Raw genomic sequence first — 22,516 nt, 5'->3', positions numbered from 1 at the left:
CAGGGCGCTGGCGCGCCTGCTCAATCGGCGGAGAGCTGACCGCGGCGCCGCGTGAGGTAGGCCCGTTCGGCGGGGTTGTCGGTGGCCGAGATCGCCGCATCGTACGCCGCCGCCGCCTCGCTGCTCCGGCCGAGCCGCCGCAACAGGTCGGCGCGGGTGGCGTGCCACGCGTGATAGCTCGAGAGCTCGAGCCGGTCGACCGCGGCGAGCGCGACCACGGGACCGTCGAGCTCGGCGACCGCGACGGCACGGTTGAGCGCGACGACCGGCGTGGGTGACACGACATAGAGCTGGTCGTAGAGCGCCGCGATCTGGCCCCAGTCGGTGTCGGCCGCGGCCGGCGCGTCGGTGTGGACGGCGTTGATCGCGGCGAGGAGCTGGTAGTGCCCGGGCCGGTTGATCGCCAGGCAGTCGCGGACCAGGGCGTGCCCCTCCTCGATCAGGTCGCGGTCCCACCGACCACGGTCCTGCTCCCCGAGGGTGACGAGCTCGCCGCCGGCCACCCGCGCCGGGCGGCGGGCCTCGGTGAGCAGCATCAGGGCGAGCAGCCCGGTGATCTCCGGCTCGGTGGGGATGAGTGCGCGCAGCAGCCGTGCGAGCCGGATCGCCTCCAGGCACAGGTCGTCGCGGATCGAGTCGGCGCCCGAGGAGGAGAGGTAGCCCTCGTTGAAGATGAGGTAGACGACCGCGAGCACGCCGCCGAGGCGGGCGGGCAGGTCGGCGGCCTGCGGCACGCGGTAGGGGATGTGCGCATCGGAGATCTTGCGCTTGGCGCGGGTGATGCGCTGGGCCATGGTGGTGTCGGGGACGAGGAACGCCGCGGCGATCTCCTCGACCGTGAGGCCGCCGATCAGCTTGAGCGTCAGGGCGACCCTCGCCTCCGGCGACAGGGCCGGGTGGCAGCAGGTGAAGAGCAGTCGCAGCCGGTCGTCGTCGACCACGCCGGGATCGGCGGGTGGTGTGGGATCGATGATCATCGCTGCCTGCTGATGCTTGGTGTCACGGTTCGACTCGCGGCGGATCCGGTCGATCGCCTTGCGGGTCGCGGTGGTGGTCAGCCAGCCGCCGGGGTTCGGGGGGATCCCGGAGGTCGGCCAGTGCTCGAGCGCGGCCACGAGGGCCTCGCTCGCGGCGTCCTCGGCGACATCGATGTCACCGAAACGCCGGACGAGCGAGGCCACCACGACGGCGTACTCCTCGCGATGGATGCGAGTGAGCTCGGCCTCGAGGTCCTGGGTCATGCGGGGTCCCCGCGACGTTGTTCGGGGGAGCGCAGCGGAGGAGAAGAACTTCGTGGGGTGCTCATTAGGCGGACTGGAAGGGCCGGACCTCGACCCTGCCCTGGCACGCCGCCGAGCCTTCCTTGGCCCACACGAGCGCCTCGTCGAGGTCGGCCGCCTCGATGATCCAGAAGCCACCGAGGTATTCCTTCGCCTCGGCGAACGGGCCGTCGGTGACGACCGGCTCGGTGCCGGTGGCGTCGACGGTCGTCGCGGCGTCGATGCCCTCGAGGCCGCCGGCGAACACCCACTTGCCGGACTCACGGACCTTGTCGTTGAACGCGTCGACGGCCTCGAAGATCGGCTGGATCTCCTCGGGCGAGGGGACAGCGTCGGTGGGGTCGATCGCGACGGAGAGCAGGTACTGCGGCATGGGATTTCCTCCTGGTAGGTGACCCTCTGGGCGGGCCTTCATCATGTCTACGAACGAGTCAGGACGGATACGACAGGTCGGCGGAAACTTTTTCCAGATCAGCGGGGCCCGGCGTAGTCCCGAGGTAGTTAAGTGAGAATTTGTAGGGATTCGGCCGGAGGACGACAAGCTTTCACTTGACTACCCCGCGGCGAGGGCGGGCGGAACCACCCGACGGCGGACTGACACCACCTACCGCGCGGACTCGCGCAGCGTCGACCCGCGGGCACCGCGGACGGTCAGCGAGGCCGAGACGAAGGCCGCGATGCCCAGCACGACGGCCGCGATGGCGGTGAGCGCGACGAGGCGCATCGGCGAGATGGCCGCGACGAGGTGCGGGGTGGTGAACGACTCGACGACGCCCAGGGTGATGGTGCGGAGCACGACGTACTGCGCGAGCGAACCGGCCAGCACGCCTGCCACCGCGGCGCCACCGAGCACCACGAGGAACTCCCGGGCGACGGCGGACATCACCGCGGAGCGGGGTACGCCGACGACCCGCAACGCCGCAGCGTCGCGACGCCGGGCCGGGAGCTGGACCGCGGTGGAGACGAACAGCCCGGCCAGCGCCATCAGCAGCACCAGCACCGCGACCACGGCATAGAGCCGCAGGGCCAGCGCGTAGGCGCTCTGGTCGAGCACCCGCTTCTGCGCGGCATAGGTCGTCTCCACGGCGAGGCCGGACCTGGTCAGCTCCCTCGACAGTGACTGCGGAGCGCCCGCGCGCATCAGCACCCGCGTCTCGAAGAGGTTGTCGTAGACCGAGCGGTCGGCGATGAAGGCGGAGTAGTCGACGAGCAGCCCGGCCGGGCCGACGAACGGCATGCCCTCCAGCTCGCCCGCCGGATCGACCTGGACCATGCCGGCGCTCTCCCGGTTGGGCAGGTCGGCGATCACGCGGTCCGAGACGTCGACCCCGCGCAGGACCGGTCGCTGCAACGGGATCCCGCCCGCGGAGAGCCGGGCCATCGCCGGGCCCGCGGCGTCGTCGAAGGTCAGGTCGATGCTGTCCCCGGAGGTGTCGACGGCCCCGATCGAGGAGCGCCCCCGGTTGTCGGCGCTCGGCTGCCAGCCAGCTCCGGCGATGGCGTCCTCGACCACCGCGCCGTCGACCGCGACCGACAGCACCCGGGCCGTGCCGGTCATCTCCATCGCCGTCCCGGCGCCCCCGCCCAGGGTCAGGCCCTCCAGCGGGCAGCCGGTGCGGCAGGTCGTCGGCAGGGCAACGCCCTGGGTGCTCTCGCCCGCCGGGAACGGCCCGAGATAGCTGCGCTCCGGCACGCCACCGACGCTGCCGAAGCGCGCCTCGATGCCGAGCTCGCCCGACGTCGTGGCCTGGTTGTCGACCGTGATCGAGAGCCGCCTGCCGACGAGCAGAGGGATGCGCCCGGGCAGCGTGATGTCGTCGACGACCTGCTCGACGCTGCGACCCGGGCTCCACGTGGCCGGCCAGGTCGCCACCGTGGCCAGCCGCTCGGCGTCGACCACGGCGAAGTCCGCGCCGGGGTTGAGCACCGACGCCGCGGCCATCAGCCACTCCCCCTCCGGGTCGAGGCTGTGGGTGAGGTCGCGGGTCTCGCGCAGCGACAGCGAGGAGGTCCAGGTCGTCGCGGCCGGCGACACGGTGGCCGCGACGCTGCCGCGCCAGGTCGAGGCCGAGTCGTAGACGCCCGCGCCGAAGACCGCGACCGCGATCGCTGCCGCCACCGGGAGGATGACCAGCGTGCCTTCCTGACGACGCGAGATCGCCCGCGCCGACACGAAGCCGCTCAGCGAACGGGTCAGCCCACGACGCGTGGTCCACCACGTCGCCGCCCAGGCCGTCAGCCGCGTCGCCGCGAGCCCGGCCACGATCGCGAGCAGCATCGGCAGCAGCATGTCGGTCAGGTCGGGCGCGCTCTGGCCGGAGGCCGAGAGCTTGGAGACGAGTACGGCGAGGGCGAGCGCCAGCAGGGTCAGCTGGGCGACGACCGACCAACGTCGCGACTCCCGCGGTCGGCGTACGCCCGAGAGCTGGGAGGCGAGGGTGTCGCGCACGACCATCCCGACCGCAACGCAGGCGACCCCGACGGCGACGGCGAGCACCAGCGCTGCGGCGGCCCAGCTCACCCACGGCAGCGGCATCGGCAGTCCCGGCACCAGCCACTGCCGGGTCAGCAGGGCGCCCAGGCCGACCCCGAAACCGACACCCAGCGGCACCGCTGCGGCCAGGACGACGAAGGGCTCGGCCAGTCCGAGCAGCCACAGCCGGGTCGAGGAGACCCCGCGCAGGGAGGCCAGCGCGAGCTCCGGCACCCGGATCTCGCTGGCCGCCATCAGCAGCCGCATCAGCAGCGCGAGGGCGACGAGCACGAGCGACAGGACGGCCGGGGCGATCGACTTGCGCGCGGTGGACTGTTGGGCACGGACCTCGTCGCTGAAGGCCTGCAGGTTGTTGGTGCCGGGGACCCCGACAAGCGTGCCGCCGTCGACCTCCTCGGTGACCTCCAGGCCGGCGGCCGTCGCCACCGCGTCGGCGAGGTCGGCCGGCGTCGCATCCGCCGGGACCGCGAGCGGGGTGTCGACCTGCACCGTCCACGCTCCGGCGCCGAGGGTGCCGAGGGTCGCGTGCGTGGTCAGCAGCGGTGCCGGCATGTAGGGCGTGTAGTCGCCGGTGGGATCGAACCGTTCGCTGGTCGAGCTGAGGCGGAGCGGGTGGGTCCACTCGTCGTCGGAGACGGGCGTGGCATAGGAGCCGACCACGGTGACCTGTGACAGCGGCGAGCGGGCATACGAGCCCCGGAGCGGCTCCGGGATCGCGGTGTTGAGCTCCAGCGGCCGGCCGATCTCCGCGCCCGCCTTCTCGACGTCTGTGGCCAGCATCAGCACCTCGCCGGGCGCGGTGGGGCAGCGGCCCTCGATCTCCAGGCCGGCGCAGACGTCGTCGCGCGACCAGAAGCTCACGATGCCGCCGAGCCCGCTGAAGTCGTCGGACACGAGCGTCGCCGTTGCTGGGCCCCACGGCCCCTCGTTCCTGGCGTCGGAGGCGGCGATCGCACGGTCGACGGCGACCTCCGGGTCGGTGCCACCGTCGGGGGTGAGCTCCCGCGTGAGGTCGGTCGACGCCGCCGACGCCTCCTGCAGCCGGGTGACGACATAGGAGTTGGTGACGGCCTCGGAGAAGATCGGCCCCAGCGCCGCCGACCCGAGCGCGAGCGCCGCGAGCAGCACCGAGCCGACGCTGAGCAGCGCACGCGACCTGAGTCCGCGAATGATGGTGCCGAGGAGCTGGATCATCGGCCCTCTTCCTCACGCAGGGTCGAGGGTCGCGTCGCTGACGGTCGTACGGCGCGGGCCCGGCCGCCCAGGACGAGCATCGCAACCGCCGCCAGCACCGCCGGCACCACCAGCGTCGCCACACGCGGGGTGGTGTCGAGCGGCGCGGCCGCGGGCGACACCGTGACGAGCGGCAGCCCGCCGAGCAGCAGGTGCACCGCGAGCCAGCCGCCCGCTGCCACCGAGCCCAGGACGACCGCGGCGAGGGCCGCCAGCTCGACCCGGCCGGCCCGGCGGGCCTCGCCCAGCCCGACCCCGAGCACTCGCAACGAGGCGACGTCGTGGCGATAGCTGCGCAGGTGCCGGGCGATGCCCGCGGCCAAGGAGAGCAGCGCGACCAGCGCGCAGAAGGCCGCCATCAAGGCGTAGGCCCGGGACTGGTCCGCGCCCGCTGCGGTGGAGACGCTGCGGCGTACGTCCTCGAGGGAGCGGGCCTTCGTGCCGGTCGCCTCGGTCAACGCCGCCAGCATCGCGGACGGTGTGTCGTCGGCGACCACGATCGAGGTCTCCGCGTCGGGCACCGTCGGCCGGGATCCGACCATGCTCGTCGGCAGGTCGGTCAGCTGCCCGATGCCACCGAGCAGCGGCAGCGCCTCGAAGCGGGTGCCCTCGCCGAGCACGCGATCGTTGCCGGCGATGTCGAGCGGGAGGCCGGGCTCCGCACCGGCCGCGAACTCCGGGATCGGGTCGGAGATCGCCGCCACCTGCAGGTCGAGCAGGCCGTCGGGCAACGGATTGACCTCGAGGCCGTCGAGCCGGTTGGCGACGGACCGGTAGTGGAGGTCGAGACCGGGATAGAACCTGATGTTGCCCAGGCCGTCGATCGCGGACCGGTCCGGTTGCCACGCGACGTCGAGCAGAGAGCGGTCGCCCACGGACAGCTGCGTCAGGAGCACGCGGTAGGAGGTGTCATCGAGCTCGAAGACGTTGCCGCCACCACCCGCGAGCGTTCGGGCGATCGCCAGCCCGGTCACCTGGCAGCCGGCGGTGCAGCCGGGCAGCCGGACGGAGCGACGATCCTGCTGTCCCGGGCGCGGGTTGAGCAGGGCCTCGATCGATGCGCCCTTGCCATCGGCCGTGACGTAGTCGAGCTCCAGGATCAGCCGGGTCGTGGCGGTGGGGCCGGACTCGATCCGCTCGCTCGCGACCTCGAGCCGGTTGCCGCGCACGGTCAGGTCGGCGGAGTCGGTGGTGAGCTCATCGATGCGTGCGGCCGCAGCTGCCGCCGGGGTGTCGTCGTAGAAGTCGCCGGCCACGGACTCGAAGCGCGCCGCGTCGACATAGGCCCGCCGCTCGCCGAGCCGGCCCTCGTTGGGCACGACCGCCACCGCCATCAGGTGCTGGCCCTCGGGGTCGAGGTCGCGGGTCAGCGCCAGGGCTTGTACGGCGCCCTCCTCGACCGGCACGCTCCGCGGACCGCCGGCAGCGATCCGGGCGCCACCGTCGACCCAGTCGGTGACCGAGGAGGCGCCGGTGAGGGCGAGGACGCCGACGACGGCCGCGGCGACGAGCAGCCGCATGGGCGTCACGAGGTCGTCGGCCCGCGACAGCCGCCGCGTGGCCAGGAACCCGGACAACCCCGACGTCGCCGTGGCACCGGTCGCACCGCGGGCGAGCAGGCGCAGCACCCAGATCGCGACCTGGCCCAGCGCCAGCCCGACCAGGGCGGGCCCGAGCAGCACCAGGACGTCGGGATCGCCGACGACGGCCTGGCGGCTGCGGTAGGCCGCGACGGCGGCACCGACGATGACGAGCACGCTTCCGAAGAGCACCAGCGTCGTCGCGCGCCGGGGTCGGTTGCGGGTCGCGACCTGCACCGACAGTGGTTCGGTGACGGTCGCCCAGGTGCCGAGCAGGACGATCAGCAGGCTGCCCGCGGCGGTGCCGAGGGCGACGCCGGCAGCCGTCGACCCGAGCGCCGGCACGTCGGCGTCGAGCCAGGCGCTGCCCGCGACGCGTGCGACCAGCGAGCCGAGCACGAGCCCCAGACAGGTGCCGAGCACGATCGTGACGAGGGGCTCGGCCAGCAGGACGCCGCCGAGCCGGAGCCCGCGGATCCCCCGCAGCCGAGCCAGGCCGATCTCCTCGCGGCGCGCGGCCGCGAGCTCACGACCGATGCTGGGGATCGCGACCGCGCCGAGCAGCAGCAGCGGCGACATCAGCCAGCGCGAGGTGCCGGCGGCCTCGGCGAAGCCGAGAACGGCGACCGCTCCGCCGACGACGACGGTCGTCATCGCGAGCAGCGTCAGCAGGGTGCCGCGGCGGCTCCACGCTCCGCGGAGGGCACGGGTCATGCGTGCGCTGTCCGGCTCTGCACCAGCCGGCCCTCGTCGAGGGCGTAGTGCACGTCGCAGGCCTCCACGACCGCCGGGTCGTGGGTCGCGACGACGACCACGGACCCGCGGGCCGCCTCCTCGTGGAGCTCGGCCAGCACCACGCCGCGGTTGCCCTCGTCGAGCTCGGAGGTGGGTTCGTCGGCGAGCAGGATTCCGGCGCCGACGACGAACCCGCGGGCGCAGGCGACGCGCTGCATCTGCCCGCCCGAGAGCTCCTCGACCTGCCGGTCACCGAGGTCGGCGATGCCGAACCGGCCCAGCGCCGCCTCGGCCTCCTCGTCCGCGTCGCGCGGGTCGACCCCGCGAGCACGCAGGGCGATGGAGACGTTCTCGCGAGCACTGAGGATCGGCACCAGGCCATAGACCTGCAGCACGAACGCGACGTCTGGGCGCGGGTCGCCGGTGCCCTGCCACATCGACGCATCGGCGTACGACGTCGTGCCGGTCGTCGGCTCGAGGAGCCCGCCCGCGATGGAGAGGAGGGTGGTCTTGCCCGACCCGCTCGGACCGGACAGGGCCGTCACCTTGCCGGCCGGGAAGGTCAGCGTGACGTCGTCGAGCAGGGTGCGGCCGGCGACGTAGGTGATGTCGCTGAGGACCAGGTCGCTCACTGGGCTGCCCCTTCTCCGCTCGAGCGGGTGATGATCAGGCGCCCCTGGTCGTCGTCCTCGAACTTCACCAGCGTGCCGGGCGGCCACTCAGCCGCGACGTGGCCCGGGAGGTGGAGCACGCCGTCCTCGCCGACGACGGCGTATTCGGAGCCGTGGCGGCCCTCGGCGCCGACGCGACCGCCCTTCATCGTGATCGAGCGCGGGAAGGTCGCGGCCACCTCGGGCTGGTGGGTGACGACGACGATGGTGGTGCCGAAGTCGTCGCCGAGCGAGTGGATGAGGTGCAGGACGTGGTCGCGGTCCTCATGGCTGAGCTGGCTCGTCGGCTCGTCGGCCAGCAGCAGCCGGGGCGCGGTCGCGACCGAGCAGGCGAGCGCGAGCCGCTGGCGCTGGCCGCCGGACATGGTGGAGACGACCTGGTCGGCCTGCTCCTCGAGACCGACGCGGCTCAGCAGCTCGGTGTCGAGCATCGCGTCGCGGCGCTCGGTGGAGCTGAGGGAGAGCCGGGCGAAGGCGATGTTCTGGCGACCCGTGGCATAGGGCAGCAGGTTGCGGGTCGCGCCCTGCAGCATGGTGGAGACCGACCGGGAGCGGATGCGGGCGAGATAGCGCTCGCCCATCCGCGAGATCTCCTCGTCACCGAGGAAGATCCGGCCGGCGCTCGGCTTCTGGATGCCGCCGAGCAGCGTCAGCAGCGTCGACTTCCCGGAGCCGGACGGGCCGAGGAAGGCCACCCGCTCGCCCGGCGCGATGACGAGGTCGACGCCACGCAGCGCGACCACGTCGTGCCCGCCGAAGGTCTTGTAGAGGTGCACGACGCCCTCACAGCGCACCCCCAGTCCCCCGATGGCGACCGCCGGCCGCGCGTCTGCCTGATCCAGCACTGCACTCCCCCTCGCAACGGCCCTCGCAACGGGCCTGGTCGTCACCCTAGCCACGCCCACCGACCGACGTAGCCGGGTCAACGGCGAGTCGTTGTGCTTCCGACACCCAAGGAGTGCCCGTGACCCTCGCCCTCATCCGTCGCACCGCCGCCGTCCTTCTCACGCTGGTGCTCGGCGCCTCGCTGCTCTCCGGTTCGGGGCCACTCGTGTCCGCCGCGGCCGCCGGCTCCCCCACCGTCGGCTCCGCCGATCCGGGTCGTACGGCGATGCGCCCACCCGGCAAGCGCAAGCCGCGGCTCCGGATCTCGGTGCTCTCCAACCGGGCCGACCTGATCTCGGCCGGCGATGCGCTGGTCGTCGTACGGCTCCCGCGCAGGGTCGACCCGAAGAAGGTCGTCGTCACGGTCGGCGAGCGCAGGGTGACCCGGGCGTTCAAGGTCCGCGCGGACGGCCGCTACTGGGGCCTGGTCAGGCACCTGAGGCTCGGGCGCAACGTCGTGAAGGCCTCCGCGCCGCGGGCCCGCAGCGGCCGGACGGTCATCACCAACTTCCCCAACGGTGGCCCGGTCTTCGCCGGCCCGCAGCCCGGGCCCTACCAGTGCCAGCCCACCGCCCGCGACGCCCAGTGCAACCAGCCGGCGTCCTACTCCTTCCTCTACAAGTCCACCGACCCGCTCAAGACCGGCCTGTCGCGCTACCACCCGAAGAACCCGCCCGACGACGTCGCGACGACGACCACCGACCAGGGGGTCACGGTGCCGTTCGTGGTGCGCCGCGAGGACGGCTTCCAGGATCGCGACCGCTACACGATCCTCACCCTCTTCAGGCCCGGCAAGGCCTGGAAGGCGTGGGCCCCGCAGGCCCAGTGGAACCACAAGGTGCTCGCCACCCACGGCGGCGGGTGCGGTGCGTCCTACGGCCCGGCCCACCCCAACCTCCACGACTTCGCGGGGACCCTGCCGGCATCCCCGGTCGAGGACAGCTATGTCACCGCGCTCGCCAAGGGCTTCGCGGTGCTCGCCACGGCGCTCAACAACACCGGCCACAACTGCAACCTCGCGGTCGAGGCCGAGTCGATGATGATGGCGCGCGAGCGGCTGGTGGAGCGCTACGGCGAGGTGCGCTACCTCATCGGCACCGGCTGCAGCGGCGGGTCGATCGCGCAGCACACGATCGCCAACTCCTACCCCGGGATCTACCAGGGCCTGGTCACGACCTGCTCCTACCCCGACGTCTTCACCGCCGGCGCGCAGTTCGCCGACTACCACCTCATGCGCAAGTACTTCGAGGACCCGTCGCGGTGGTCGCCCGGCACCGTCTGGCTGCCCACGCAGATGGCCGACGTCGAGGGACACATCAGCCACCTCAACGCGGTCGCCGCCGACGAGTTCCTGTTCAAGAAGGCCATCAACCCGGAGACGCCGTGCCTCGGCACGAAGGACCCGGTCGCCGGTGACCCCTCGACCCGTTTCGACTCCGACATCAACCCGGCCGGTGTCCGCTGCTCGATCCTCGACATCGTGATGCAGCTGCTCGGGCCGCGTCCCAAGTCGGTCTGGTCGGCGCAGGAGAAGGCCGCCGGGCACGGGTTCGCGGGCGTCCCGTTCGCCAACACCGGCGTCCAGTACGGCCTGAACGCGCTCAACCGGGGCACCATCACGCCCGAGCAGTTCGTCGACCTGAACGAGAAGGTCGGGGGCATCGACGTCAACGCCGACCCGACGCCCGGTCGCATCGCCGGCGACCCGACCTCGATCGCCCGCGCCTACCGCACCGGGCTCATCAACGAGATGAACCACCTCGACGAGGTGGCGATCATCAACCACGGCGGGCCCGACCCCGGCGTGGCCCACGACTACGCCCACGCGTGGTGGACCGAGACGCGCCTCGAGCGCGACCAAGGGCACACCGACAACAGGGTCATGTGGTTCGGCCCGGCCCCGCTGATCGGGGACGTGGAGTGGTCGCGCGAGGCGTTCCTCGCGATGGACGGCTGGCTCGCGGCTGTCGAGAAGGACAAGCGGGCCATCCCGCTCGCGCAGAAGATCACCGCCGACCGGCCCGCCACGGTGACCGACCGCTGCATCGGGGTGTGCGCGACCGATGTGACCCAGCTGCGTCTGTCGACCCCGCGCCAGGAGGCCGGCGGCGACATCGCCAACGACGTGGTCGCCTGCCGGCTGACGCCGCTCGACCGGTCGACGTACACCTCGCCGCTGCCGTTCAGCGACGCGCAGTGGGCGCGGCTGCAGGCCGTCTTCCCCGCCGGGGTGTGCGACTGGAGCAAGCCCGGCGTCGGGCAGGGACGGGCCGAGACCTGGCTGGGCTACGGCACCGCCACCGAGGTCGTGTACGGCGGTCGCCCCCTGCGCGCCGCCCCCGCCCGCTCGGGTGCCGGGCTGATGTCGCGGTCCTTCCGGGAGCTCCTGCGGAAATGAGGTAGCGGCCCGCGCCGCCGTACCATTGCGCCAGTGACCTCCCCGCATGACGCCGGCCTCGACCCCGAGGACCTGGCCGCCACCCTCCGCGTGCTGCAGCAGCTCCACACGCTGCCGCCCGAGCACCCCGACCACGTGACGGTCAAGCGCGCGGCCTCGCACATGTACAAGGCGATCAAGGCCGAGCGGAAGCTGACCAAGCGCGCCGAGGAGCTCGCCCACGACCGGGCGGTCACCGAGCTCACGGCGACCGGGTCGCCGGTGCGGATCGACGACGAGACGTCCGGCATCCCGCTCGTCTCCAACGCGCCGGGCGCCTTCGCCGGCGAGCTGATCAACCCGCGCGGGTGCTACATCTGCAAGAACGACTACACGCTGGTCGACGCGTTCTACCACTGGCTGTGCCCGAGCTGCGCGGCCTTCAGCCACACCAAGCGCGACCAGCGCACCGACCTCACCGGCAAGCGCGCGCTGCTCACCGGCGGTCGCGCCAAGATCGGGATGTACATCGCGCTGCGGCTGCTCCGCGACGGCGCGCACACGACGATCACGACCCGCTTCCCGCGTGACGCCGTGCGTCGGTTCTCCTCGCTCGAGGACTCGGACGACTGGCTGCACCGCCTCAAGGTCGTCGGCATCGACCTGCGCGACCCCACCCAGGTCATCTCGCTGGCCGACGACGTCGCAGCCGCGGGCGCGCTCGACATCCTGATCAACAACGCCTGCCAGACCGTACGCCGCACGCCGGGCGCCTACGCCCCGCTGGTCGACGCCGAGCTGGCTCCGCTGCCGACCGACCGGGAGCTCCCGGAGATGGTCACCTTCGACCGCATCTCCGAGGCGCACCCCGCCGCCATCGCCGGCGCGCTGGCCGACACGGCCGTCGCCCACCACCTCGGCGAGAGCGCCGAGCACGCCCTCGCCGCGCACAACGCGGCGTCGCTGACCGCCCTCGCACTGACGGCCGGCAACGCGTCCCTCGACGCGCACATTGCGGGCACCGCCGTCGACGCGGGCGGCCTGCTCCCCGACGTACAGCTGAACAACTCCTGGACGCAGACGGTCGGCGAGGTCAACCCGCTGGAGCTCCTCGAGGTGCAGCTGTGCAACTCGATCGCGCCGTTCCTGCTGGTCTCCCGGCTGCGACCGGCGCTGGCCGCGGCGGCGGTCACTGCGTCGTCCGGGCGCGCGTACGTCGTGAACGTGTCGGCGATGGAGGGACAGTTCGGTGGCCGCCGCTACAAGGGCGCCGGGCACCCGCACACCAACATGGCCAAGGCCGCGCTCAACATGCTCACCCGCACGTCGTCGGAGGAGATGTTCGAGACCGACAAGATCTTGATGACCGCCATCGACACCGGCTGGATCACCGACGAGCGCCCGCACGCCGAGAAGCTGCGGATGGCGGCCGAGGGCTGGCACGCCCCCCTCGACCTCGTCGACGGCGCCGCCCGCGTCTACGACCCGGTCGTCCTCGGTGAGGCCGGCGAAGATCTCTACGGCTGCTTCGTGAAGGACTTCAAGCCCTCACCCTGGTGAGGGCCGTCAGCGCGCTAGCCAGTTGAGCAGCAGGGTCAGGACGACCGAGGCACCGATCGACACGAGGATCATGACGAGGCAGCCGGGGCCACCCCCGAGAGGTCTGATCTGGACAGGGCTCATGTGCCCACCCTGTCAGGCCGGGGCGCCCTCACCGGCGATGTTGACCAGCCAGTTGATCCCGAACTTGTCGACGAGGGCACCGAACTCGTCACCCCACGGGGCGGGCTCGAGCGCCTGGACTACCTGGCCGCCGTCGCTGAGGCCGGCGAAGTAGCCGCGGAGGGCCTCGCCGTCCTCGCTCGTCCCGGACAGGCTGATGGAGACGTTGTTGCCCCTCGTCACCTGCACCATCTCGGGCGGCGCGTCGGCGACCATCAGCGTGAAGCCGGCGGGCGTCTCGAGCTGGCCGTGCATCACCTGGACGGCGAAGTCGCCCTGGGTGCCCATGTCGCCGAAGGTCATCACGGTCAGCTCGCCGCCGAGGACGGACTGGTAGAACTCCAGCGCCTCGCGGGCCTGGCCGTCGAGGACGTTGACGTAGGGGTTCAGCCGTGCAGCCATCGGGTGCCTCCTGGGGTCGGGAAGTCTCTTCGACCAACCTAGGAGCCCGTCACGGTCTGCGTCGAGCGTCCTCGGGAAATAGAAGAAGGCCCGCTCCCCACGGGGGTGGAAGCGGGCCTTCAGTCTGGGTCGATCACTCGGCGGCGGGGATCTCGTCCTCCGCGACCGGCGTGACCGGGGTGGTGCTCGGGCGCTGGTCCGCGAGCTTGGTGACACCGTTCGACACGGTCTCACGGACCTTGTCGACGTGGGGCGCGAACCGGCCCTCGGTGCGTTCGTCGATGGTGGTGCTCATCTTGTCGAGGAAGCGCTCCACGTCGTCGCCGCGCTCGGCGGCCAGCGTCGCGACCTTGTCGCGGGCGGTGGTGAAGGCGGTCTCGAGCTGGATGACGAAGTCGTTGACGTGCTTGTCGATCTGCAGCTCGTCGATCGTCTGCTTCAGCTTGTCAGCGATGTTGGTGTCGGACATGTGCGTCCCCCTTGAGCGGGTCGTGCGGTTGCCGCCGGTCGGCTGCACTGTCCTCAACGATGCCCCATGGGCCGCGATTCCGTCGCCCGGGGTGTCGATCGCCACGTGCCCGCCGGGAATCAGCCCGAGTGTCCGCGCAGCAGCTCGGCGAAGTCGGCGACGGGCGCCAGGTCGTTCCCGGACGTACGGCGACGCGCGGTCGGGTCCGGGGCGAACCCGGCGACGTGGTCGCTGCCCGAGACCACAACGGCGTTGGCCAGCTCGGCCGCGGCCCGGGCCACCCGGTCGGAGAGACCCGTGCTGCCGAAGTCCTCGGTCGCGGCGAACACGCCGGTCGGGAGCACGACGGCTCGCAGGTAGCTGAACAGCGGGCGCATCGCGTGGTCGAGGACCAGCGAGTGCCGGGCGGTGCCGGCGGTCGCGGCGATCAGCACCGGCATGCCGTTGAGGGCGTCGGTGTCGAGCGCGTCGATGAGCATCTTGAACAGCCCGCTGTAGCTCGCGCTGAAGACCGGGGTGACGGCGATCAGGCCGTCGGCGGCCGAGATCTGCTCGCGGACCGCGGCCAGGCGGGGCGTGGCGACGCCTCCGCTGGTCATGTAGCCGGCGAGGTCCTGGGCGAGCTCGCGCACCTCGACGTACTCGAAGGACACGGCCTCGCCGCGGGAACCCACGGCCGCCGAGACGGCGTCGGCGAGCTGGTCGCCGAGCAACCGGGTGGACGAGGGCACCGTCAGGCCGGCGGTGAGGACGACGATCGTGCGGGTCATGACTGTGCTCCTTCGGTGACGGTTGCGGTGTCGTCGGCCTTGGCGGGCTCGACGAGGTGGTGCCTGGCCTCGGGACCGGCGGCCACGAGGGAGGTGTGGGTGGGCGGGTCGCTCGGCACGTGGGCCGGGCGGCGGCGGTCGAACTCCGCGCGGAGCACGGGGACGACCTCGCGACCCAGGATCTCGAGCTGCTCCAGCACGACCTCGGTCGGCAGGCCGGCGTGGTCGATGAGGAACAGCTGGCGCTGGTAGTCACCGGCGTAGTCGGCGAAGCCCAGCGTCCGCTCGATGACCTGCTCGGGTGTGCCGACGGTCAGCGGGGTGGCGGCGGAGAAGTCCTCGAGGGACGGGCCGTGGCCGTAGACCGGGGCGTTGTCGAAGTAGGGCCGGAACTGCTTCTTGGCCTCTGCCTCGGTGGCACCCAGGAACACCTGTCCGCCGAGGCCGACGATCGCCTGGTCGGCGGCGCCGTGGCCGTAGTGCTCGAAGCGCTGGCGGTAGAGCCGGACCATCTTGGCCGCGTGGTCGGGGCCCCAGAAGATGTGGTTGTGGAAGAACCCGTCGCCGTAGTAGGCCGCCTGCTCGGCGATCTCGGGGCTGCGGATCGAGCCGTGCCACACGAACGGCGGCGTGCCGTCGAGCGGCGCGGGCGTGCTCGTGTAGCCCTGCAGCGGGGTGCGGAACTGGCCCTGCCAGTTGACGACCGGCTCGCGCCACAGCTTGCGCAGCAGGTGGTAGTTCTCGATCGCGAGCTTGATGCCGTCCTTGATGTCCTTGCCGAACCACGGGTAGACCGGGCCGGTGTTGCCGCGCCCCATCATCAGGTCGATGCGGCCACCGGAGAGGTGCTGCAGGAAGGCGTAGTCCTCGGCGATCTTCACCGGGTCGTTGGTGGTGATCAGCGTGGTCGAGGTGGAGAGCTGCAGCTTCTCGGTCTTCGCCGCGATGTAGGCGAGGTGCGTGGTGGGCGAGGAGACGGTGAACGGCGGGTTGTGGTGCTCGCCGGTCGCGAAGACGTCCAGGCCGACCTCTTCGGCCTTGAGCGCGATGCGGGTCATCGACTCGATGCGCTCGCCCTCGGAGGGCGTGACGCCGGTGGTGGGGTCGGGAGTGATGTCGCCGACGCTGAAGATGCCGAACTGCATGGTGCCCTCCGTTGCTGGACTAGTTGAAGATTGTACTACATATAACCGGACCGCGGTCCGGTCTATTCCGCGGCGAGCGCCAGCGCAGCGCCGTACCCCTCCGGAGCGGGCACGCGGGCGCACATCAGGCCGCGTAGCCGCCGAGCAGGTGCGCCAGCTTGAGGTGCGGCGCGGCCTCGTCCGCCTTGCTCTGGCGCTGCAGCGAGCGGCCGATGAGCAGGTGGGCGTAGGCCTCCTGCGGGTCGATCGCGAGCACCTCGCGCGCGGCGTCGATCGCGGGGCCGAGCAGGGCGGAGTGGTAGTAGGAGCGCGCCAGCAGCAGGCGGGCGTCCGTGAGCGCGTGCCCGAAGTCCTCGGGCTGCTCGAGCAGCTCCTTGAGCAGCACGATCGCCTCGCGGTAGGCGCGGTCCTCGAAGAGCGACTGCGCGCGGACCCACCGGTCGTGCAGCGAGTCCTCGAGGAGTCCGGCGTGGCCGGCCAACAGGTCCTCGAAGGGGGTGAAGTCGGTCATGGCTGGCTCCTCTCGGGTCGTCGGTCGAGGTCACAACGCCCGCCCGAGGTGTCCGATTCCCGCGAGCCCAGGTGGCCGGCAGGTGTCCAGGCTTTCACCCGGACGAAGGCTGCGTGAACACCTGCCTCTCTGCCGCCGTACGGCTGTCCGCGTGCCCGCCGAGCGGCTCATGCTGGGGGTCATGAGGTATGGCGAGGAGCACGGCCCGCTGGCGATCGCCCACCGTGGCGGCCTGGCGTTGGGCCCGGAGAACACGCTGGCGACCTTCGCGCGGGCCACCGCGCTGGGGGTGCGCTACCTGGAGACGGACGTCCACACCACGAGCGACGGCCACCTCGTCTGCTTCCACGACGCGACGCTGGAGCGGGTCACGGGCGCACCCGGCTCCGTCGCGGACCACACGTTGCGGTCGCTGAGCCGCCTGCGCGTCGAGGGCCGAGAGCAGGTCCCGACCCTCGCGTCGGCGCTGGCCTCCTTCCCCGACACCCGCTTCGCGATCGACCTCAAGGACGAGCCGGCCGGCCCGGCCCTGGTCGCCCTGCTGCTGGCGAACCCGTCCTGGGCGAAACGGATCTGCATCGCGGGCGCCTGGTCCAACCGGTTGCAGCGCGTCCAGCACGCAGTGCCGGACGTGACGACCGCACTGGGCTGGCGTGCGCTGACGACCCTCATCGCCGCCTCGCGCTCCTACGCCCGCCCGCCCGCTCGCGTTGCATCGGGCACGTTCGCCCACGTCCCGCTCCGGCTCGGGCGGGTGCCGATCTACACCGAGCGGATCGTCCGGCGCGCCCACGCCCTCGACATCCGCGTCGCAGTGTGGACCGTCAACGACCAGCCCACCATGCACCCGCTCCTCGACGCCGGCGTCGACGCGGTCATCACCGACCATCCCGACCTCCTCCGCGAGGTCCTCATCGCGCGGGGCCAGTGGGCGCCGCTCGCCGGGCGCCGTACGACGTCTGCCTGACGCCCCTTCCGGGCACTGGTGGGGGAAGTCTTGCACCTCTGGGGCGTTGCAACGGCCAAGAGGTGCAGGAGTCCCCGCCTAAGCGGGGACTCCGACACATCACCATCACCCCCACTTGAAACCCCTACCCCCTAGGGGTATGGTCATGTCATGGCCCACGAACACAGCTACGTCGCCCACGGCACGAAGGACGCCCACCTCAAGCGCCTGAAGCGCATCGAGGGGCAGGTCCGCGGGATCGCGCGGATGGTCGACGAGGAGCAGTACTGCATCGACATCCTCACGCAGGTCTCCGCGGTCACCCGCGCCCTGCAGGCGCTCTCGCTCGGGCTGCTCGACGAGCACCTGGAGCACTGTGTCGTGGAGGCCGTCCGCGAGGGCGGCGACGAGCAGGCCATCAAGCTCAAGGAAGCCAGCGACGCCATCGCGCGCCTGGTCAAGTCATAGGAGAAGACATGGAAACCCAGAACCTCACCGTCACCGGCATGACCTGCGGCCACTGCGTCGCCAGCGTCACCGAGGAGATCAGCGAGCTCGCCTCCGTCGAGGCCGTCGACGTCGACCTCGCGACCGGCTCCGTCACCGTCACCAGCAGCCAGCCCCTCGATCCCGCGGCCGTGCGCGCCGCAGTCGAGGAAGCCGGCTACGGCGTGGCATGAGCACCCCCGTCCGTCTCGCGGTCTTCGGGCTGGGTCTGCTCGTCGCCTTCGCCGCCGCCTGGGGCGTGGGTACGGCGATGGGCCCCGTCCTCGACGACGATCCGGCCGCCTCCCATGACATGGAGATGGGCGACGACGACGCCGGCCACGAGCAGGCCGCCCACCTCCCGGGCGGGCTCCTGGTCAGCCAGGACGGCTACACGCTGTCACTCGCCGAGACGACGATCAAGCCGGGCACCCGCCCGCTCGCGTTCACCATCACGGGCGCCGACGGCGAGCCGGTCACCGACTTCGACATCGAGCACGAGAAGCAGCTCCACCTCATCGCCGTACGCCGCGACGGCTCGGGCTACCAGCATGTCCACCCCGTCCTCGGGGACGACGGGACCTGGCGCACCGACCTCGACCTCGTGCCCGGCGCGTGGCGGGTCTTCGCCGACTTCACGCCCGACGGCGGCGAGGGCCTGACCCTCGGTGCCGACGTGACGGTCCCCGGCCAGGTCGGCAGCACGCCCGCAGCGAGGACCGCCACCACGGAGGTCGACGGCTACACCGTCACCATCGACGGCCACCTCACCGACGGCAGCTCGAGCGACGTCACGGTCGCCGTCGAGCGCGACGGCGAGCCGGTCACCGACCTCGAGCCCTACCTCGGCGCCTTCGGCCACCTCGTGGCCCTGCGCGCCGGCGACCTCGCCTACCTCCACGTCCACCCGGAGGAGAGCGGTCCCGGCCCCAAGGTTCCGTTCGTGGCGGAGGTCCCCAGTGCCGGCGACTTCCACCTCTACTTCGACTTCCAGCACGACGGCGTCGTGCGGACGGCGCAGTTCCTCATCAGCGCCGAGGAGGGCGGTTCCCATGACGACCACTGACACCGACGTGTCCACCACCGAGCTGCAGATCACCGGCATGACCTGCGCGTCCTGCGCCAACCGGATCGAGCGCAAGCTCAACAAGCTCGACGGCGTCACCGCCTCGGTCAACTACGCGACCGAGAAGGCCCACGTCAGCTACCCGGAGTCCGTCTCGACCGACGACCTGATCGCCGGCGTCGAGGCCGCGGGGTACGCCGCCACGCTGCCGACGCAGGAGCAGGCCGACGCTGCGCCCGAGCGCGACGAGGCCTTCGTCCGGCTCGTCGTCTCGGCCGCCCTGACGGTCCCCGTCGTCGCGATGGCGATGGTGCCGGCGCTGCAGTTCGAGTTCTGGCAGTGGCTGTCGCTGACCCTGGCCGCACCGGTCGTCGTCTGGGGCGGCTGGCCGTTCCACCGCGCCGCGTGGACCAACCTGCGCCACGGCGCCGCGACCATGGACACCCTGATCAGCCTCGGCACGCTGGCCGCCTTCGGCTGGTCGGTCTACGCCCTGTTCCTCGGCACCGCCGGGACGCCGGGCATGACCCACCCCTTTGAGCTGACCATCGAGCGCAGCGACGGCGCCGGCAACATCTATCTCGAGGCGGCAGCCGGCGTCACCTCCTTCCTGCTGGCCGGCCGCTGGTTCGAGCACCGCGCCAAGCGGACGGCCGGGGCCGCCCTCACCGGCCTGCTCAACCTCGGCGCCAAGGACGTCGCCGTCCTGCGCGACGGCACCGAGACCCGCGTCCCCATCGACTCACTCGTCGTCGGCGACACCTTCGTGGTCCGCCCCGGCGAGCGCATCGCCACCGACGGGGTCGTCGAGTCCGGCACCAGCGCGGTCGACCTCAGCCTGCTCACCGGCGAGCCGGTGCCGGTCGAGGTGAGCGTCGGCGACTCCGTCGTCGGCGCGAGCGTCAACGCCGGCGGTCGGATCGTCGTCCGGGCGACCCGGGTCGGCGCCGACACCCAGCTCGCGCGACTCGCGCGCCTGGTCGAGGAGGCCCAGAGCGGCAAGGCGCCGGTGCAACGGCTGGCCGACCGGATCTCCGGGATCTTCGTGCCGATCGTGCTGGTGCTCGCCGTCGCCACGCTCGGCTTCTGGCTCGGCAACGGAGCCGGCGGACCGGCCGCGTTCACGGCCGCGGTCGCCGTACTCATCGTCGCGTGCCCCTGCGCCCTCGGCCTTGCGACCCCGACCGCACTCCTGGTCGGCACCGGTCGAGGCGCCCAGCTCGGCATCGTGATCCGCGGACCCCAGGTCCTGGAGTCCACCCGCGCCGTCGACACGATCGTGCTCGACAAGACCGGCACCGTCACGACCGGCCAGATGAGCGTCGTGTCCGTGACCACCGTGCCGGGCGTCTCCGAGGACGAGGTGCTGCGGCTGGCGGGAGCCCTGGAGTACGCCTCCGAGCACCCGATCGCCCGCGCCATTGCGGCGTACGCCGATTCGCCGCTGTCCGTCAGCGACTTCGTCGCCACCGGCGGGGTCGGGGTCACCGGCACCGTCGACGGACGGTCGGCCTTCGCGGGCCGGCCGAAGTCACCGGAGCTGAGGGACGCGGTCGAGGCGGCGTACGCCAACGGCGCGACCCCGATCGAGGTCGGCTGGGACGGGCGCGCGACCGCGATCATCGTGGTCGCCGACACCGTGAAGCCGACCTCGAAGCAGGCGGTCGCCGAGCTCAAGGCGCTCGGCCTGACGCCGGTGCTGCTGACCGGCGACAACCGGGCAGCCGCGGAGGCGGTCGCGAAGGACGTCGGCATCGACACCGTGATCGCGGACGTCATGCCCGAGGGCAAGGTCGCGGCGGTCAAGGACCTGCAGGGCCAGGGGCGCGTCGTCGCCATGGTCGGCGACGGCGTCAACGACGCTGCCGCGCTGGCGCAGGCCGACCTCGGCCTGGCCATGGGCACCGGCACCGACGTCGCGATCGAGGCCAGCGACCTGACGCTGATGCGCGGCGACCTCCGCGTCGCGGGCGACGCGATCCGGCTGTCGCGGCGCACGCTGTCCACGATCAAGGGCAACCTGTTCTGGGCGTTCGCCTACAACGTCGCCGCGATCCCGCTCGCCGCCGCCGGGCTGCTGAACCCGATGCTGGCCGGCGCCGCGATGGCGTTCTCCAGCGTGTTCGTGGTGACCAACAGCCTGCGGCTGCGCGCCTTCTCGTGACCTCTCGTCACCGGCACATGGCAGGATCTGCGGCGAGGCAGCGGCGCTGGCCGCTCGACACCGGCAACTTTCTGGGGAGTGCACGAACATGGGTCTGATCGACTTCTTCAAGCCGAAGCGTGACGAGGTCAAGGAGACCAAGTCCGCCCTCGACGCGGCCAACGACCCGACCGTCGACGACGGCGCGATCAACAAGGTCGTCACGATGCTGCTCGACATCGGCCTCGACGGCCGCGGCCCGATCAAGTCGGCCCCCCAGGTCGCCAGCGCCGCGAAGAAGGACAAGGGCTCCCGCGAGGAGGCGATCAAGGCGATCGCCCGCGCCACCACGGTCCGCGGCGGCATCGGCGGCTTCGTCACCGGCCTCGGCGGCTTCGTCACGATGCCGATCGCGCTCCCGGCCAACGTGCTCGAGTTCTACGTCCAGGCCACCCGCATGGTCGGCGCGATCGCGATCCTGCGCGGCTACGACATCAACGAGCCGCGGATCCGCACCGCCGTGCTGCTCACCCTCGTCGGCTCGAAGTCCGACGACGTGCTCAAGAAGGCCGGCATGGCCACCGGCGGCGGTCGCGTCACCGCGCTCGCGCTGCGCAACATGCCGCCCGCGGCGCTGATGGTGGTCAACAAGGCCGTCGGCTTCAACCTGATGCGCGGCGTCGGCACCAAGGCGCTCGGCCGCCTCGGCCGCGGCGTCCCGGTCGCCGGTGGCTTCGTCGGCGCCGGCATCGACTCCTACATGATGAAGAAGATCGCCGACCACGCGATGAAGGAGTTCCCGGCCGTCACCGGCGGTTGAGCAGGCCCGCCAGGGCCGTCACGAAACCCGGTCGCGGGTGTGCAGCAGCCACGCCAGCCCGAGGAACGGCAGCACCAGCGGCAGGTAGCCGTAGCCCTGTCCGTACGCCGACCAGACGGTCGCGTCCGGGAACAGCGCCGGGTCCAGCACGGTCAGGGTGCCGACCGTGAGCACGCCGACGAGCTCGAAGAGGACGGCCGCCCACGCCAGTCGGCGTGGGGCCGGCCCGACCTCCGCCAGCCCGAGGGTGGCCGCGATGTAGACGAGGCCGGCCACGGCCGAGAGCGTGTAGGCCACCGGTGCCTCGGACGCCTTCGTCGCGAGCTGCACGCCGGAGCGGGCGGTCGCGGACAGCGCGAACACCGCATAGACGGCGATCAGGGCGCGACCGAGGCCGGACCTGGTCGAGGTGCCCTCAGCCATGCAGCTGCACCACGCGCAGGACGAGGAATGCCACGGTCACGGCGGCGACGATCAGCACCGCGGTCGCGCCGCGACTGCGCTCGGCCAGCGACCAGAGCACGCCGAGCGGCAGCACCAGGACGGCCGCGAGCAGGTAGCCGACGAACGTCACCGGGCTGGCCACGTCGTCGTCGCCGGCGACCTGCGCGATGCCGATGACCGCCTGGGCGATGACGCCCAGCTCGAGCAGGCCGGCCAGGGCGACGACGGCGTTGTCGGGACCGCGGTCGAGGGCGACGTACACACCGGCGACGACAGCGAGCAGCAGCGAGGCGACGAGCAGGCTCGTCTGGAGGGGCTCGATCACGGGCCCAGTGTC

Annotated in this window: 21 protein-coding genes; 8 read left to right on the top strand and 13 right to left on the bottom strand. The window is 72.0% G+C overall.

Translation table 11 applies throughout. From position 1 onward, the window contains the following. Positions 1-20: 20 nt before the first annotated feature. From C9J87_RS07590 to C9J87_RS07565, 6 genes are all read right to left on the bottom strand, one after another. Positions 21-1,241, bottom strand: a complete 1,221-nt coding sequence (locus C9J87_RS07590; protein WP_107705144.1) for an RNA polymerase sigma factor — start codon at positions 1,239-1,241, stop codon at positions 21-23. Positions 1,242-1,305: 64 nt separating this feature from the next. Beyond that, positions 1,306-1,653 (bottom strand): YciI family protein, encoded by a 348-nt coding sequence (locus C9J87_RS07585; protein ID WP_010834488.1) that lies wholly within the window; start codon positions 1,651-1,653, stop codon positions 1,306-1,308. A 231-nt stretch (positions 1,654-1,884) separates the two neighbouring features. After that, complete coding sequence (locus C9J87_RS07580) at positions 1,885-4,968, bottom strand: FtsX-like permease family protein (RefSeq protein WP_107705143.1); 3,084 nt, start codon at positions 4,966-4,968, stop codon at positions 1,885-1,887. After that, positions 4,965-7,301 (bottom strand): ABC transporter permease family protein, encoded by a 2,337-nt coding sequence (locus C9J87_RS07575; RefSeq protein WP_107705142.1) that lies wholly within the window; start codon positions 7,299-7,301, stop codon positions 4,965-4,967. Before C9J87_RS07575 ends, C9J87_RS07580 begins: the two co-directional genes overlap by 4 nt. Continuing rightward, positions 7,298-7,954 (bottom strand): ABC transporter ATP-binding protein, encoded by a 657-nt coding sequence (locus tag C9J87_RS07570; RefSeq protein ID WP_010834491.1) that lies wholly within the window; start codon positions 7,952-7,954, stop codon positions 7,298-7,300. The genes C9J87_RS07575 and C9J87_RS07570 overlap by 4 nt, the downstream gene beginning before the upstream one ends. Then, positions 7,951-8,838, bottom strand: coding sequence for an ABC transporter ATP-binding protein (locus C9J87_RS07565; RefSeq protein ID WP_232819927.1), 888 nt, complete (start codon positions 8,836-8,838; stop codon positions 7,951-7,953). The genes C9J87_RS07570 and C9J87_RS07565 overlap by 4 nt, the downstream gene beginning before the upstream one ends. A 119-nt stretch (positions 8,839-8,957) precedes the next feature. Between C9J87_RS07565 and C9J87_RS07560 the strand changes: the two genes are divergently transcribed. Further along, on the top strand, positions 8,958-11,276 hold the full coding sequence (locus C9J87_RS07560) for a DUF6351 family protein (RefSeq protein ID WP_107705141.1): 2,319 nt from the start codon (positions 8,958-8,960) through the stop codon (positions 11,274-11,276). Positions 11,277-11,309: 33 nt separating this feature from the next. After that, positions 11,310-12,815: an SDR family NAD(P)-dependent oxidoreductase gene (locus C9J87_RS07555; protein ID WP_010834494.1), complete on the top strand. Its 1,506-nt coding sequence runs from the start codon at positions 11,310-11,312 to the stop codon at positions 12,813-12,815. 135 nt (positions 12,816-12,950) lie between these two features. On the opposite strand, the gene C9J87_RS07550 is transcribed toward C9J87_RS07555, so the two are convergent. From C9J87_RS07550 to C9J87_RS07530, 5 genes are all read right to left on the bottom strand, one after another. Beyond that, positions 12,951-13,379 carry a VOC family protein gene (locus C9J87_RS07550; protein WP_107705140.1) on the bottom strand — a complete coding sequence of 143 codons (429 nt, stop codon included), beginning with the start codon at positions 13,377-13,379 and terminating at the stop codon, positions 12,951-12,953. 133 nt (positions 13,380-13,512) lie between these two features. Beyond that, positions 13,513-13,848: an antitoxin gene (locus tag C9J87_RS07545; protein ID WP_010834496.1), complete on the bottom strand. Its 336-nt coding sequence runs from the start codon at positions 13,846-13,848 to the stop codon at positions 13,513-13,515. Positions 13,849-13,967: 119 nt separating this feature from the next. Continuing rightward, positions 13,968-14,618 carry a CE1759 family FMN reductase gene (locus C9J87_RS07540; protein WP_107705139.1) on the bottom strand — a complete coding sequence of 217 codons (651 nt, stop codon included), beginning with the start codon at positions 14,616-14,618 and terminating at the stop codon, positions 13,968-13,970. After that, on the bottom strand, positions 14,615-15,763 hold the full coding sequence (locus tag C9J87_RS07535; RefSeq protein WP_107705138.1) for an LLM class flavin-dependent oxidoreductase: 1,149 nt from the start codon (positions 15,761-15,763) through the stop codon (positions 14,615-14,617). The genes C9J87_RS07540 and C9J87_RS07535 overlap by 4 nt, the downstream gene beginning before the upstream one ends. 124 nt (positions 15,764-15,887) lie before the next feature. Further along, positions 15,888-16,274, bottom strand: coding sequence for a hypothetical protein (locus tag C9J87_RS07530; RefSeq protein WP_198652300.1), 387 nt, complete (start codon positions 16,272-16,274; stop codon positions 15,888-15,890). Between the two features lie 181 nt (positions 16,275-16,455). On the opposite strand from C9J87_RS07530, the gene C9J87_RS07525 reads away from it, so the two are divergent. The 6 genes from C9J87_RS07525 to C9J87_RS07500 all read left to right on the top strand — a co-directional run bounded on the left by C9J87_RS07525 (position 16,456) and on the right by C9J87_RS07500 (position 21,735). Beyond that, positions 16,456-17,241, top strand: coding sequence for a glycerophosphodiester phosphodiesterase family protein (locus C9J87_RS07525; RefSeq protein ID WP_107705207.1), 786 nt, complete (start codon positions 16,456-16,458; stop codon positions 17,239-17,241). Between the two features lie 150 nt (positions 17,242-17,391). Further along, the gene (locus C9J87_RS07520; RefSeq protein WP_010834501.1) at positions 17,392-17,688 is read left to right on the top strand and encodes a metal-sensitive transcriptional regulator; all 297 of its coding nucleotides are present in this window, start codon (positions 17,392-17,394) and stop codon (positions 17,686-17,688) included. Positions 17,689-17,696: 8 nt separating this feature from the next. Then, positions 17,697-17,900 (top strand): heavy-metal-associated domain-containing protein, encoded by a 204-nt coding sequence (locus tag C9J87_RS07515; protein WP_036491373.1) that lies wholly within the window; start codon positions 17,697-17,699, stop codon positions 17,898-17,900. Further along, on the top strand, positions 17,897-18,772 hold the full coding sequence (locus C9J87_RS07510) for a hypothetical protein (protein WP_010834502.1): 876 nt from the start codon (positions 17,897-17,899) through the stop codon (positions 18,770-18,772). Before C9J87_RS07515 ends, C9J87_RS07510 begins: the two co-directional genes overlap by 4 nt. After that, the gene (locus C9J87_RS07505) at positions 18,759-20,936 is read left to right on the top strand and encodes a heavy metal translocating P-type ATPase (protein WP_107705137.1); all 2,178 of its coding nucleotides are present in this window, start codon (positions 18,759-18,761) and stop codon (positions 20,934-20,936) included. The genes C9J87_RS07510 and C9J87_RS07505 overlap by 14 nt, the downstream gene beginning before the upstream one ends. Before the next feature lie 88 nt (positions 20,937-21,024). Further along, complete coding sequence (locus tag C9J87_RS07500) at positions 21,025-21,735, top strand: EcsC family protein (RefSeq protein WP_010834504.1); 711 nt, start codon at positions 21,025-21,027, stop codon at positions 21,733-21,735. A gap of 18 nt (positions 21,736-21,753) precedes the next feature. Here the strand turns inward: C9J87_RS07500 and C9J87_RS07495 are convergent, their stop codons facing one another. Continuing rightward, positions 21,754-22,158 carry a hypothetical protein gene (locus C9J87_RS07495; RefSeq protein WP_010834505.1) on the bottom strand — a complete coding sequence of 135 codons (405 nt, stop codon included), beginning with the start codon at positions 22,156-22,158 and terminating at the stop codon, positions 21,754-21,756. Then, complete coding sequence (locus C9J87_RS07490) at positions 22,151-22,504, bottom strand: hypothetical protein (protein WP_010834506.1); 354 nt, start codon at positions 22,502-22,504, stop codon at positions 22,151-22,153. The genes C9J87_RS07495 and C9J87_RS07490 overlap by 8 nt, the downstream gene beginning before the upstream one ends. Between the last annotated feature and the right edge of the window lie 12 nt (positions 22,505-22,516).

It is taken from the genome of Nocardioides allogilvus (genome assembly GCF_003047285.1).
In the GTDB taxonomy this organism is placed as follows: Bacteria; Actinomycetota; Actinomycetes; order Propionibacteriales; family Nocardioidaceae; genus Nocardioides; species Nocardioides allogilvus.
Note: the sequence above shows the minus strand (reverse complement) of the source record. Positions and strands in the feature narration are given on the sequence as shown.